The following is a 13258-nucleotide window of genomic DNA, read 5'->3' as shown; positions in this document are numbered from 1 at the left end:
CCGGAAACGGTGAGGGAAAGCTACAAAAGAATTGGAGGTTTGTCGAGGGTTGGAGCCCGACGTCCCGCTAAACTCGCGATCCATGACGTACCGCACGATCGGGGAGGTCGCCGCGGCGGTCGGCGTGAGCCCGCAGACGTTGCGGGTGTGGGAATCCCAGGGGCTGCTGGTTCCCGACCGCAGCGGCGGCGGGCAGCGGCGCTACACCGACGAGCATCTGGCGCGGGCGTTGCGGATCGCCGACCTGCGCCGCAGCCAAGGCTGGAATCCCGCGGCGATCCGTACGTCCCTGGCCCAGGAGTCCGCCGCCGCGGGCGGCAAACGCCGCTGGGACAACAGGTCCATCCGTAACGCCAGACGAGCCAGCGGGCTCACTCTCAAACAGCTCGCGGAAATGGTCGGAGTCTCCCCCGCCCACCTCGGCGCGGTCGAGCGCGGCGACACCGGCGTCTCCACCCAGCTCATCATGCGCATCGCGGACGCCTTGCTGGTGCCGCCGAGCGCGCTCGCCACGTTCCGCGCCCGCGGCACGACGGTCGTACGCCGGGACGAGCGTGCTCGTGGCCTGTTCGCCGGTGGCGTGGTGTGGGAGGAGCTCACGCTGCCCGGATACCGGATGGAGTCGTCGCTGCTCACCGTGCCGCCCGGTGAGGCCAGTCACGGTGCCTACGCCCGCCCCGGAGAGTCGTTCGTCTTCGTCCTGGCCGGCCGGTTGCGGTTCACGCTGCCAGAAGCCGAGGAGATCGTCCTGGTGGAGGGCGACTCGATCATTCTGACCTCACACACCCCGTTCGCGTGGGAGAACCCCGGGCAGGAGCCGGCACGCGTGCTGTGGGTCGAGCAGTTGGAGGCCCGCGCGTGGGAGCACGCCAAGGCCACCAACATCGTCCGGTCGGCGCCGCCCGACGACGAGCCGACCACGGGCTGAAGCGGCTGTCCGTGCCGCACTTTGTGTCACGGGGTTTGATCTGGGAGCGCAGCCCCGCCTGAGCGCGAAACTCGACATCGGGTCGCTTTGGCCGGAGGCCCAGGAGTGGACGGGCGCCGTCCACCAGAGCTGGCGGCTCCGCCCTCTCACCACCGGCCAGTGGTGACCCGGTGAGCGGGAGACGGGGGCCGGCGCCACACCGTCACGGGCCGAATCCGCCGCGCGCCCGAGGCGGGGACGTCCCCGGCTGTCAGCGCAGCGACTGGGCGGAGCGGAACAGGCCGGTGGGGTCGTAGGCGGCCTTGATCTCGCGCAGGCGCGGGAGGTTGTCGCCGTAGTAGGCCCGGGCCCAGTCCTCCAGGTCGGCGTCCGGGTAGTTGGGGTAGACCCCGCCGGACGACCAGGGCGACACCCGTTCCCACGACTCGCGCAACCACGCGTGCGCCTCCCGCCGCCGCTCGTCGCGGGCGCGGAAACCGACCTGGACGGCCTGCTTGAGCATGAATCGCGGGCCGCGGTGGACGAACGCGGTCGCGTCGGAGGCCGGGCGGCCGATGGCGCCCGCCCACGGCACGAACTCCAGGTCCCGGATCTCGCCGCGCACCCGGTCGGCGACCAGCCGGTCCAGCAGGTCCTCGACGGCCGTACGCGGCAGGAGGCCGTCGAAGAAGCCCGACTTGTTCAGGCGCAGCCCGGGCCGCTCGCCGTACGGCAGCTCGGTGACGGCGCCCTCCCCGCCGTCGGCGTAGGAGTGGTGGCAGGCGGCCGCCGCGCCCTCCAGCCGGGTGAGCCGCAGGCGGCCCGGCGGCGCGAGCGCGTCGACGACCTCGGCGGCCCGCTCCTCGGTGCCGACGACGACGCCGAAGAGGACGGCCTGCGGTGGCTCGTCCGGCTCGTCCCCGGAGATGACGGCGATCTCCAGGTTGACCTCGTCCGGCGCTTCGGGCGCCCACCGCTGCCAGGCGTCGATGAGGTCGGCGGCCCGCTCGAAGTCGCAGACGGCCTGAACAGCGGTGACCGGCACGATGGGGTGGGTACGCAGCGTCATCCGGGTGACCACGCCGAAGTTGCCGCCACCGGCCCCGCGCAGCGCCCACAGCAGATCGTCGTCCGCCTCGACGCGCGACCCGTCGGCCAGGATCACCCGCGCCGCGAGCAGGTGGTCGGCGCCGAGCCCGTACAGACGGCTGAACACTCCGTATCCACCGCCCAGGACCGCTCCGGTGACGCCGACCGCCGGGCACCAGCCGCAGGGCACCATGCGCCCGTGCTCGGCCAGGCGCCGGGCCAGCTCACCGATCCGCACGCCGGGGCCCACCCGCACGCTCTCCGCGCCGACCTCGATCTCGTTCGCCGCGCTGAGATCGACGAGCAGGCCGGTCGTGGAGGAGTGCTCGGCGAAGCTGTGACCACCGCCGCGCAGGGCGAACGGCATGCCGCGGGCGCGGACGAGCTCAAGGACGCCGACCACGTCCGCCTCGGAGGCGCAGCAGGCCACGGCGGCGGGCAGCTTCTCGGTGAGCGTGCCGAGGAAGGGCTTGCGCCTGGCCTGGTAGCCGGGCTCGCCCGGACGGATCATGCGTGGGCCGGTCATCGACGTGCCGGCTTTCCGGTCTGCAACGCGTACAGCTCGGCGTAGCGTCCCCGCAGCGCCAGCAGTTCCTCGTGGACGCCCTCCTCGGCCACGCGCCCCTGGTGCAGCAGGTAGATGCGATCGGCATGGCGTACGCTGGTCAGCCGGTGCGTGATGAGCAGGATGGTCCGTTCTCCAGCGATCGCGCGGAGGGTCTCGTAGACGGCGTACTCCGCCTTGGCGTCCAGCGGTGCGGTCGGCTCGTCCCAGATCAGCAGGGCGCCGTCCCGGAACAACCCGCGGGCCACGGCCAGGCGTTGCCACTGGCCCGCCGACAGTTCGTGGCCGCCCTTGAAGTGTTTGGACAGCAGGGTGTGCCATCCCGCGGGCATGCCCGCGACGACGTCCTCGGCTGCGGCGAGCGAGGCGGCCTCGCGCAGGGCGTGGTCTTCCGGGTCCGGGCGGTCGTGGCGGCCGATGCGGACGTTGGTCCGGGCGTCGTGCGGCCAGCGGACCGGGTGCTGCGGGACCAGCACGACCCGGTCGGCCAGGGCACGCGGGTCCAGGAGGGCGGTGTCGATCCCGTCCCATCGCATGGTTCCGCTGGTCGGCCGGTAGAGCCCGGCGAGGAGCCTGGCCAGTGTGGTCTTGCCCGAACCGTTCTCGCCGACCAGCGCGATCGTCTGCCCGGCGCGGATGGTCAGGTCGATGTCGCGCAGCGCGGGAGTCCGCCTGCCGGGGTAGGCGAAGCCCACGCCGCGCAGGGTGACGCACTCCGGGGAACGCGGGACCGGTACGCCGGACGCCGGTCGTTTCCTGGCGTCGGCGTCGGTGAGGAAGTCCTGGTAGTCGGCCACGTACAGGGACTGTTCGAACAGCTGGTTGGCGGCCTGGGTGAGCTGCCGCAGCGCCGCGGCGGCCACCCTGACGGCGATCACCGCGGTGCCCGCCGCGGCCGGCGCGATCCAGCCGGCGTGCAACATCAGACCGAGTACGGCCAGCACCCCGGCCAGGGCGAGGCCGGCCAGCGCGCGGCCCGCGGTCCTGCCCCGCGCCATGGACACCCCGACCTGGGTCTCCCTCTCCTTCAGCACGTCCGCCACCTGGCGGTACTCGGCCAGCACGTACGGCTCGGCCTGGCAGGCGCGCAGCTCGGCCGCCGGTTCCCGCTCGGTGGACAGCTCGGCGAGCATCTGCACCCGGCGGTTCAGCGTGACCATGCTCCGCATGCCGGCGTACCCGCGCCGCGCGACCGTCAGCACCGCCCAGGCCTCCGGGATCATGCCGGCCACGAGCAGCGGCACCAGCAGGGGGTGCAGGACGGCCAGCCCGGCCACCGCGGCCGTCACTCCGCAGACGGCGCCGAGCAGGTCGATCGTGTTGCCGACCGCGCGGTCGAGGTGGAACAACCCGCGGTCGCGGGCCCGGTGCAGGCCGTCGTAGAAGTCGGCGTCGTCGAAGTCGGCGAGCTGCACGTCCAGGGCGGCGGCGAACAGCCGTTCCTCGGCGGCCCGGCGCAGCGCCGGTTCCAGCCGCGCCCTGGCCAGCTCCACCGCGGCTTCGGCCGCCGCGCGCAGCGCCAGGATCCCGGCGACCAACGCCAGGCCGGGGGCCGCCGCCACGAGCCGGTCGGGCGCGGCGCCTGACGCGAGCAAGTCGTCCAGCACGGCCACGCTCGTCAGCAACCCGGCGGCCGTCGCGGCGCCCGAGGCGAGCTGAAGGACGAGGATGGCGATCGCGGACCGGCGCCCGCTCCGCCAGATGAGCCGCAGCACCGGCACGGTGACCGCCAGCAGTTGCCGCGGCGTGCGGCGGGATCCGTCCGGCTGGTCGAGGTGCCAGTAGGGCGTGACGAGCTCCTCGTCCGCCTTCTCGTCCACGGGGCTCACGCCAGGTCCGGCAGCAGCACGGACGGCAGTGCGCACTCGGGGTGCATGCGGAGCAACTGGTAGGACACTCCGCCCAGGCCGGGCAGCAGGCCCGGCGCGAAGGCGTCCCTGGCCAGGCCGCTGACCGGGCCGTTGGTCTCCAGGCTGCCCAGGATGACGGCGTCCAGCCGGTCCCGCTCGACCGGTGCGACGCCGGCGGCCCGGGCCTGCTCGATCGTCTCCCAGCAGCCGAGATCGCCGTGGCAGAGCGTGTGGTTCCAGCCGATCCCGTCGGCCCAGCAGGAGGCGGCGGCGCGCGCCAGCCTGTCGCGCCACAGGGTGCCGCCCTCGCGGGCCAGCCGGTCGGCGGCGACGAGCCCGATCCCGCCCGCGCCGTGGCACCACGCCTTGGCGGCGAAGCCGTCGTTGCGAAGGTCCAGCCAGCCGCGCTGCTCGGCGTCGTAGAGGGTGTCCTCGTAGGCGAAGGCGGCCTCGGCCAGCTCCCTCGTCCCCTCGGGGCCGCCGGTCGCGTCGGCGAGGCGAGCGAGGGCCCAGCCGATGCCTGTCGCGCCGTGAGCCAGCCCGCCGAGCCCCTGCGGGAAGCGGGTGCTGGGCCAGCACATGCCGCCGGAACGGTGCTCGGCCAGCTCCGCGAGGCGTTCCCCGATCGAACGGGACAGCGCGGCCCAGCGCGCCTCCCCGGTCTCCCGGCTCAGCCGGAGCAGGGGAACGATCGCCCCCGCCATCCCTGACAGCAGGTCGTAGCTGTCGTCGGCGTCGATCGAGTCCGGCAGCAGTCCGGCCAGCACGCGGGCGCGTTGGAGCGCTTCCTCCCCGACGGCGCCCAGGGAGCGCAGCAGCAGCCAGCTCCACACCTGCGAGGCGATCCCGAGGTAGGCGCCGGGAGGCTCCGGCCGCAGGCGTATCCCTTCCCGCCGCCTGGCGGCGTCACGATCCTCCATGGCGCGGATCGTGCGCAGGACCGCTTCCAGGAGCCCGTCCAGTTCCGCGATCGGCTCGGCCCTGCCGTCCGCGGCTTCCCGGATGTAGGCGCTCAGCAGGATCGCCAGGCCGTGGGCTCCGCCGTACAGGTCGAGCGACAGCGGCTGCACGGCCCAGCCGGTGAGGTCGAGCACGGGGGTGATCCACGTGACCGTGCCGTCCGCACCGCGCACGGCGCTGTCCAGGACCTCGCGCAGGATGCCGGCGGCCGCCGCGCGCCGCCTGGGCTCCAGCCGTTCGGTACGGACGAGGCCGGGCGGGAGCCGTTCGAGGTCCGGCATCCAGCCCTCGTTGAGGTACGCGCTGACCAGAGCCGCCTGAGCCACCGCGCGGTCCAGGCCGTGGTCGCGCTCCCGCCAGCGGGCCACCGCACCGGCGACCAGATCGTTCTCCGGGCCGCACCTGGTGTCGGCGGGGCCGCGGAGCATGCCGACGCGCGGCGTGGTGTCGAACATCGGGATGTCACCGTGGCACAGCTCGTCCACCTCCGCGGCGATGATCGCGGCGTCGCCGGGAGCCCCGGGGACGTTCTCCGACATCTTCGCCAGCAGCCGGGCGGCCTTCGCGCGGGCGTCCGCCTCGTCGTGGAGCGCGGCCGGATGCCACAGCATGCGCGCCAGCTCGGCGTACGACTCGGTGGAGCGCAGCACCGCGCGGACGGGACAGTCGGCGAACGGCGTCAGCAGCGGCTCCAGCTTGCCCGACCGGTCCAGCTCGGTCAGGCGGTCGTCTAGCTCGTCGAGGCCGGCGATGATCAGGTCCCAGTACCGGCCGAGCACCGGCTCCGGGCTGGGATGGTTGGCCGCCGGCGGCAGCGTCACCCGCTCGGTGCCCATCCTGGGACTGTCGGTGCCCGCGTCGAGGACCACCGGCAGCTCGATCTGCGGCTGCTGGCCGGGCAGCGCGCCCGCCGCCGACATGTCCACGCCTCGCCAGCCCAGGGCCACCCCTCGTCCCGGGAGCAGCCCGATGCCCAGCACCGAGCTGTTGACCAGCTCCACTGCCATGTCGAAGGCCTGGCCGTACCCCGAGGGACGGGCCTTGGCGTGCGGGGCGAACAGGCTCTCGCAGTCGACGACCACGGGGTGCGGCCCGGCGGCGATGAGGTTCTCGGCGTGCAGGTCGTTGCCGCCGAGCAGGCGCATGAGCGCCAGCCAGTGGCCCATGCCGCGGTAGAACGCGCCCAGTTCCTCGGCGTTGACGCAGTGGCGGTGCCCGATGTGCTCGGCCCAGCCGTACCCCTGCCTGGTCACGACGGCGGGCACCCGCATGGTCGGGACGCCGAGGTGCGTGAGCAGGTCGGCAAGTGCCGCGTCCACCGCCAGCGAACGCGGCTTGTAGACCACCCGTCCGTCCCCGCCGTGCAGCACGACGACCGTCTGCCCGCCCCGGTGGCTGTCGCCGGCGCCGAACTCGACGCGGTCGAGCTCGCCCGACGGCGCTCCTCGAAGGGAGACCAGCATCGCGCGGTCCTCGGCGAAGCGTTCGGCCAGGCGGAACGCGGCGGCGCATCGATTGCGGATGATCGTCGTGAGCCTCGGCATCATGCCGGGGTAGAGCACCGCCAGATCGTTCCAGAATGCCGGTTGCGCCACACTTCGCTGCCACTCCCGCCAGCGGGCGGCGGGGTCGGCGGCGGTCAGGCGCCCGGACAAGCGGGCGGCGTTCACCTCCAGCACCAGCACCCTGGTGATCTTGCGGCGGACCTCCTCCTCGACGGACAGCGCAGCGCCTGACAGGACGGCGCTGCGCTCGGCCGGCGCAAGACCGGTAAGTGCGCGCAGCCGGGCCCCGAGGTCGGTCAGTGCGGGTCCGATCAGCGGGTCCAGCGGAGAGTCGAACTCACCGGCCATGCGCTCCGCCCCTGCTCAGCAGCACTGATAGGTTCTGGAACCCGAGCAGGCGGTCCCGCATCTGCCGGAGCCGCCCGGCCCTGTCATGGTGATCTCCGACTCGACGTACATACCGGGCATCAGCGGGCCTGCCGGGCTGTCCGGGTCGTCGCCCGCCCTCCAGGCGGCGATGATCTCCTCGGCCCTCTCGAGGGTGACGGTCATGTTCGCTCCCTTCTCGAATCTGGCACCATGATTCGGGGTTGACGCAACGCCTGATAGGCCTCATAACTGCGCACTTGACGACAGATAGGGGATATGAGATAGACAGGCGTGATCACCGTTTCTGCGGTAGATGATGACCAGATGCTCATCGACGGGCTGGCCGCCTGGCTTGCGCACGTTCCCGACGTACGGCTGACCGGATGGGCCGCCTCCGTCGCCGAGCTGCTCAGGACCGAGCCGTCCCCGGCCGACGTGGTGCTGCTCGAGGCGCGGCTCGCCGACGGCTCCGACCCGGTCGAGAACGTATGCGCGCTGGTCCTGCGGCGGCGGCTGGTGCTCGTGGTCAGCGCGATGCCCGGCGGCAACCTGGCCAGGCGGATGATCGAGGCGGGAGCCGGCGGATACCTCACCAAGAACCACAGGCTGGAGACCCTGCTGTCCAAGGTCAGGGAGCTGGCCGAGGAGAAGACGGCCTGCCCGCCCGGCCCTGCGGCGGGCCACACGACCGGGCGGGATTGCGCCCGTCCCGTCCTGTCCCCTCAGGAGCACGCGGTGCTGCTCGCCTACGCCTCCGGAATGACGCTCGCCGCGGCGGCGCGCAGCGCCGGAGTGCGGCCGGGAACCGCCAAGAACTACCTGGAACGTGTCAAGGAGAAGTACCGGAAGGCTGGGCGCCCGGCGTACACGAAGCTGGAACTCGCGGTCCGGCTGAGAGAGGACGGCCTGGCCACCTGACCCTTGTCGCCGTTCGTACGGCACCGCATGCCTCAGTACCAGGCGGGCTGCTCCGCGTGGTTCAGGGCGCGCCCACGCGGCGGCAAGGGCAGCGGCGGCTCCGGCGCGGACGACGACGGCGGTTCGACGCCGTCGTGGAACCGCCGCTGCACGACCTGTGCCAGGAAGTCCACAGGCCGCCGCCGCTAGGCTCCGACATGTTGGGATGCAGCCGGGAAGGGATCCGATCATCAGCAGCGACTTTGCCTCTCCGCCGGAGGACCGGTCACGGCCGGCGCGCCGGCGCGTCACCGAAGCGGCCGTCCTGAGCGCCCACGACCAGAGCCCGGCCGAGGTCGCCCAATGGACCTGCCCGCATGGGCGGCATGCCGGCCATGGCTGCGTCGCCTGCTACCACGCCTGTGCCGACGCCGATCCGGCGCATCCGCAATGGGAGGTCGCGGCGTGGTTCACCACCGAGCGGCCGATCCCCATCAGGGCACTGCAGGACGTGCACCGCCACGACCGCGGGCTCACACTGACCCAGCCGTCGACGCCCCTGGTCTACCTTCTGAGCGCACGGGTGAGAGCCGCCCTGGGCGTGGAGGCGGTGGCGGGAGTGGTGGGGTTCCTGGTGCAGAACCGGCACATCGTCGACGCGTTCACCGTGACGGAGATCCGCGCCGTCCACTCCTGAACGCCCCCTGCCGGGCGCCCTCGCCGCGGGAGGTGACAGGTTCAACAGCAGGCAGCGGACAGGGCGTCCCAACCAGGAGGGGCAGAAGGCAGTGGCGGGCCACTACGCCCTGATGATCGCGGGTGAGCTCGGGCTGCGCCTCAAGGCGTCCGACAACGCCGGTGTGGCGGAAACGCCCGTCATGCGCGATCGGCGTCCGGGGCGGATGCTGCGTTCGTAAGAGGGAGACCGGACAGCAGGCGGTCGCGGAGGGCGTCGCCGCGGATGCCGATCTCGGCGAGGTCGTCGGGGCCGGGGGCGCCGCTGATCAGCAGCTCGGGCACGAGAAGCTCGCCGAGAGGGGCAAGCGGTGACGGGTCGGCCAGAGCGCCGACAGGGACGTCGGACAGGTCGAGGTAGGCCGGCGCGAGGATCCGGCCGTGGAGGGTGCCGGCGACCAGGTCAGGGCAGAACTCTCTCCAGAAGATCGAGACGGTGGTGCGCAGGTCCCCGTGGATCATCACCAGCTTGTCGGTCCAGTCGCCGACGAACGTCTCGGACGTCACGTGGCCGTGCACGATCAGCTTGGCGTCGCCGGCCAGGTAGATGTTCCTCGTCCGCAGGTTCCCCAGGACGATCAGCGCGGCGGAGCCGTCGTCCACGTCGGTGACGTTCCCGTCGACGACCAGGTCGCCGTCGATGATGTAGCCGGTCGCCGCCTCGGGGGTGTCCTCCCGCCACGGCGTGCGCCCGTGCTCGTCGAGCGGGAGTTCGCCGGTCACCGCGGCGGGGCCGGGCACGAGGATGTACTCCTCCTCGTACAGGTTCTGGTACGTCTCCTTCGGCAGGCCGCGCCGCTCGAACAGGTCAACCGCCTCGTCCCAGGCGAGGTAACTCGATCGCATGCGCGCGACCATAGCAACAAAACACCCCAATACCAGCCGACCCGGGCTCCGGGACGGAGGCGCGGCGCAGGAGACAGCACTCGCGCTCGCCCGCAGGGCTGATCTAGCAGGTGTAGCTGTCCACCCGGACGCTGGTGGAGTCGCTGATCTTCTCCCACATGGAGCTCAACCCCCTGCGGTCGCGCGTGTAGTTGTAACCGTCCTTGATGTACTTCATGACACAGCCCGCGTCGACCTTGAAGGCATCGGTGTCGTAGTAGTACGGAAGGTCATCTGTGGCCTCGCCTCTGGCCAGCCACCACATGGCGTTGCGCATGCTCGACTGGTAGCCGTTTGTTACGCATGGCGGCTTCTCTCCGTAGTACGTGGTCGAGCCCGCTTGCCAGCAATTGGCGACGGTGACGTACTTGCTCGACCCGAAGTTCCAGACGATCCCTCCGCAGCCGGAGTAGTCGCACGTCCCTGCCGTCTCCACGGCGGATACGTCGGTCGCTTGTGCTGGGACAGCGAACGCGGCGAACGCCGCCGAGGCAAGCATCGCCGCTCCAGCCCGAAGAAGCGTTTTGATCATGTCGGTTATTCCTTTCACGGGGCTCATCCGCGCCGCACAGCCTGACGATTTCGCAGGCCAATGGGCTGACGGCTCTCATCCTGGGCGTCCGTGAGATTGTCCGGAACCCCGTTTCGCCACCTCCGACAACTGACGACAGTGACCGCGTGCTCGGCCCGGTCGGCGGCGCTCCACGTCCCCGGGCATGCTGGAATGATCGTCGTGGACACGAATCCGTCGATCGATGAGTCCGGGCTCATGCTCGCGATGGAGCAGAATCTCGCCGAGCACGCCTGCCACCTGCACCGGAACCTGGAAGGCGCGTCCGTCACCGAGACCGGCGACCTGCTGATCGCCGACAGCGGCCTGGGCGACGACACCTTCAACATCGTCGCGGCGGCCCGCTTCGCCCCGGACACCGTCCAGGCCCGCATCGCGGAAACCGTCCGCGCCCTGGCCGCCACCGGCCGCCCGTTCTCCTGGTGGGTGGGCCCGGCCTCGACCCCGGCCGACCTTGCCGAGCACCTCAAGGCCGCGGGGCTCGAAGCGTCGGAGACCGAGACGGGCATGTGGAAGGACCTGCGCGCGCCCCTCCCTGAAGCGCACGCCGACGGCCTGGACATCCGCCTGGCGACCACCCCCACCCAGCTCGCCGACTACGCCATGGTTCTGGCTGCCAACTGGAACCCGCCCGCCGCCACCGTGCGCCGGTTCTTCGCCGACACCGCGCCCTGGTCGCTCACCGCCGACTGTCCCGCCCGGTATCTGGTCGGATATGTCGACGAGCGTCCCGTCTGCTCGGCCGAGGTCTTTCTGTACGCGGGCGTCGCCGGGATCTACAACATCGCCACTCTCGCCACCGCACGTCGCCGCGGTTACGGCGGCGCCATCACCCTGGCCACCCTGCACGCCGCCCGCGACGCGGGCTACGAGACCGCAGTGCTGCAGGCCTCCGCCGACGGCGAGCCCGTCTACCGCCGCCTCGGCTTCACCGCCTGCGGCCACTTCACCGAGTACGCCATCCTGCCCGGACACCTGCCCCGGTGTGCGAAGGACCCTGGGTGAGATTGTGCCGGAGCCTCGACCAGGTAGTGCGTCTGTTCTGGCAGCGCGAGGCCGAGGTCACCGGCATCGCCGGGGTCGTCCAGGCGACCGGGGTCAGCCGTTCCAGCCTGTACGCGACCTTCGGCGGCAAGGCCCAACTGCAGGCCGCCGCGCTGGACCGCTACCTGGAGCGGCAGTCACGGCCGGTGCTCGACGCCCTGGTCACCAACACCCACGCCACTGCGAGTGGCGACGCGCCGCAGATCCGGGAGATTCTCGACCGCCACCACGACGCGCCGCGGGCGGCGATGCGCGCCGCGCGGACCCCGGCGTCGTCCCGTCGAGCCGGCCCATGACGCCGCGGCGCGGTTCGTCCGGACGTCACCCGCGCAGGAGGGTTCGCGCCTCCGCCAGGAGGTCCACCTGCCGCCGCCAGTCGCCGCCGGAGATCCCGACGACCGCGTGGCTCGCCCCGGCCTCGCGGTAGTCGTTCAGTCGTCCGGCGGCCTCCTCGGGGTGGCCGGTGAGGGGGATCGGCAGGACGTCCTCAAGCGGACGGCCGTACCCGGCACTGATCCCGGACGCCACCTGCGCCCGGGACGGGACGTCGGGCCCGGCTCCCAGCGCGGCGGCGCAACCGATGGCGACGACCGGAACGGGACGGCCTGCCTGCCCGGCCAGCTCGGCCAGCCGTCCCCTTCCCTCGGCGACCTCCCGCGAGGAGATCAGCGAGGGGAACCAGCCGTCGCCCAGCCGCGCCGCCCGCCGGATCGCCGCCTCCGACGCGTTGCCGACCCACACGGGCGGCATGGCCGCGACCGGGGACAACGTGACCGACGGCTGCCCCGGCTCGTCCGGCAGCCGGGTCTCCTTCCCGGCCAGCAGCTCGGGGAGCAGTTCCAGCGCGGTGTCCGTACGGCGTCCGCGCCGCCCGTACGCCACCCCGGCGGCCGCCCACTGCCCCGGCCCGCCGCCCGAGCCGACGCCCACCACCAGCCTGCCGCCGGACACGTGTTGCAGGCTCGCGATCTGCTTGGCCGCCCAGGCCAGCGGCCGGATCGCCGGGACGAACACGCTTGCGCCGATCCTGATCCTCGACGTGACGGCGGCGGCGGTGGCCAGCGCGATCGACGCGTCCAGGGTCGGCCCGCCGATGGCCAGGTGATCACCGTGCCAGACGCCGTCCAACCCCGCGTCCTCCGCGTGCCGGGCGGCCTCCCGCAGGTCGAGGTCCCTCTTGCGCTGCTCGCCGACGCCGGGCAGGATCACACCGATCTCAAAGCTCTCCATGCGGCCGACTATGCAACCTCAGGCGGGCTTGAGGTCAAGCCCACTCGTGAGCACGCCGTCCGTCATCGTGGAGCCCGAACAGGAGTTCCCAGGGGGCGGCCCGGCCGCCTGCCCGGGGTCATGATGGCGGGGTTCAGCGACCGGGACCACGAGTTCCGCGACCTCACCCTCGTCCCCCACCCCGCGGTCAGCCTGCTCCTCGACCTCGGCGACGAGCCGTTCGTCATCCAGGACGACCGCGGCTCGCGGCAGCACGGACGCGTCGTCGCCGGCCTCGCGCCCCGGCAGGTACGGGGATGCGGCCCGACCAGCCGGATGGAATGCCTCCAGATCCGGTTGCCGCCGATGGTCGCGCACGCCGCCCTGGGCGCGTCCGCTGAGTTGGGCGGCACAGTGGTCTCGCTCGACGACCTCTGGGGGCGGGAGTCCGTACGCCTCCAGGAGCGGTTGCGGACCGCCGGGTCATGGGAGGACCGGTTCGCGATCGCGGAGGACGCGCTGGCCAGGCGCGCCGACGCGCTGCCGTTTGGGCTGGTGACGCCGCCGGGGGCCAGGCACCGCAGGGTGGTGAGGGCGGTGTAGCCCAGGTAAGGACGGTGGTGGCGATCTGGGCCGGGCCGTCCCCCTGCACGAGCGCACGCTGGCCGACCG

14 protein-coding genes are annotated in these 13258 nt (G+C 72.4%); 6 read left to right on the top strand and 8 right to left on the bottom strand.

Annotated features, from left to right (window positions below; genetic code table 11):
• The first annotated feature begins 82 nt into the window (after window positions 1-82).
• Window positions 83-928: a MerR family transcriptional regulator gene (locus IEZ27_RS43910; protein WP_189652676.1), complete on the top strand. Its 846-nt coding sequence runs from the start codon at window positions 83-85 to the stop codon at window positions 926-928.
• 250 nt (window positions 929-1178) lie between these two features.
• Here the strand turns inward: IEZ27_RS43910 and IEZ27_RS43905 are convergent, their stop codons facing one another.
• From IEZ27_RS43905 to IEZ27_RS43890, 4 genes are read right to left on the bottom strand one after another with little or no spacing between them, the layout of a single operon-like run.
• Window positions 1179-2522, bottom strand: coding sequence for an FAD-binding oxidoreductase (locus IEZ27_RS43905; protein WP_189652675.1), 1344 nt, complete (start codon window positions 2520-2522; stop codon window positions 1179-1181).
• Window positions 2519-4381, bottom strand: a complete 1863-nt coding sequence (locus tag IEZ27_RS43900) for an ABC transporter ATP-binding protein (protein ID WP_229824879.1) — start codon at window positions 4379-4381, stop codon at window positions 2519-2521. The genes IEZ27_RS43905 and IEZ27_RS43900 overlap by 4 nt, the downstream gene beginning before the upstream one ends.
• 5 nt (window positions 4382-4386) lie before the next feature.
• Complete coding sequence (locus IEZ27_RS43895; RefSeq protein ID WP_189652673.1) at window positions 4387-7224, bottom strand: type 2 lanthipeptide synthetase LanM family protein; 2838 nt, start codon at window positions 7222-7224, stop codon at window positions 4387-4389.
• Between the two features lie 15 nt (window positions 7225-7239).
• On the bottom strand, window positions 7240-7428 hold the full coding sequence (locus tag IEZ27_RS43890) for a DUF6229 family protein (RefSeq protein ID WP_125634764.1): 189 nt from the start codon (window positions 7426-7428) through the stop codon (window positions 7240-7242).
• A 141-nt stretch (window positions 7429-7569) separates the two neighbouring features.
• Here IEZ27_RS43890 and IEZ27_RS43885 point away from each other — a divergent pair, with 141 nt between their 5' ends.
• Entirely contained in the window at window positions 7570-8163 is a 594-nt protein-coding gene (locus IEZ27_RS43885) for a helix-turn-helix transcriptional regulator (RefSeq protein WP_229824878.1), read from the top strand.
• 32 nt (window positions 8164-8195) lie between these two features.
• Here the strand turns inward: IEZ27_RS43885 and IEZ27_RS43880 are convergent, their stop codons facing one another.
• Window positions 8196-8336 carry a hypothetical protein gene (locus tag IEZ27_RS43880; protein ID WP_189652671.1) on the bottom strand — a complete coding sequence of 47 codons (141 nt, stop codon included), beginning with the start codon at window positions 8334-8336 and terminating at the stop codon, window positions 8196-8198.
• A 32-nt stretch (window positions 8337-8368) separates the two neighbouring features.
• Between IEZ27_RS43880 and IEZ27_RS43875 the strand changes: the two genes are divergently transcribed.
• On the top strand, window positions 8369-8839 hold the full coding sequence (locus IEZ27_RS43875; RefSeq protein WP_189652670.1) for a hypothetical protein: 471 nt from the start codon (window positions 8369-8371) through the stop codon (window positions 8837-8839).
• Window positions 8840-9018: 179 nt separating this feature from the next.
• On the opposite strand, the gene IEZ27_RS43870 is transcribed toward IEZ27_RS43875, so the two are convergent.
• Together IEZ27_RS43870 and IEZ27_RS43865 are read right to left on the bottom strand one after the other, a co-directional pair.
• Window positions 9019-9723, bottom strand: a complete 705-nt coding sequence (locus IEZ27_RS43870) for a hypothetical protein (protein ID WP_189652669.1) — start codon at window positions 9721-9723, stop codon at window positions 9019-9021.
• 103 nt (window positions 9724-9826) lie between these two features.
• Window positions 9827-10294, bottom strand: coding sequence for a hypothetical protein (locus tag IEZ27_RS43865; protein WP_189652668.1), 468 nt, complete (start codon window positions 10292-10294; stop codon window positions 9827-9829).
• A gap of 201 nt (window positions 10295-10495) precedes the next feature.
• Here IEZ27_RS43865 and IEZ27_RS43860 point away from each other — a divergent pair, with 201 nt between their 5' ends.
• Both IEZ27_RS43860 and IEZ27_RS43855 read left to right on the top strand, forming a co-directional pair.
• Window positions 10496-11338 (top strand): GNAT family N-acetyltransferase, encoded by an 843-nt coding sequence (locus tag IEZ27_RS43860; protein WP_229824877.1) that lies wholly within the window; start codon window positions 10496-10498, stop codon window positions 11336-11338.
• On the top strand, window positions 11335-11673 hold the full coding sequence (locus IEZ27_RS43855; protein ID WP_229824876.1) for a TetR/AcrR family transcriptional regulator: 339 nt from the start codon (window positions 11335-11337) through the stop codon (window positions 11671-11673). Before IEZ27_RS43860 ends, IEZ27_RS43855 begins: the two co-directional genes overlap by 4 nt.
• 25 nt (window positions 11674-11698) lie before the next feature.
• On the opposite strand, the gene IEZ27_RS43850 is transcribed toward IEZ27_RS43855, so the two are convergent.
• Entirely contained in the window at window positions 11699-12607 is a 909-nt protein-coding gene (locus IEZ27_RS43850; RefSeq protein WP_189652666.1) for an LLM class flavin-dependent oxidoreductase, read from the bottom strand.
• Window positions 12608-12727: 120 nt separating this feature from the next.
• Between IEZ27_RS43850 and IEZ27_RS43845 the strand changes: the two genes are divergently transcribed.
• Window positions 12728-13189: a hypothetical protein gene (locus IEZ27_RS43845; protein ID WP_189652665.1), complete on the top strand. Its 462-nt coding sequence runs from the start codon at window positions 12728-12730 to the stop codon at window positions 13187-13189.
• Window positions 13190-13258 lie beyond the last annotated feature (69 nt).

Origin of the sequence: Nonomuraea spiralis, assembly GCF_014648435.1 — a bacterium.
Taxonomy (GTDB): domain Bacteria; phylum Actinomycetota; class Actinomycetes; order Streptosporangiales; family Streptosporangiaceae; genus Nonomuraea; species Nonomuraea spiralis.
The sequence above is the reverse complement of the archived record's forward strand: the minus strand, read 5'-3'. Positions and strand labels throughout refer to the sequence as shown.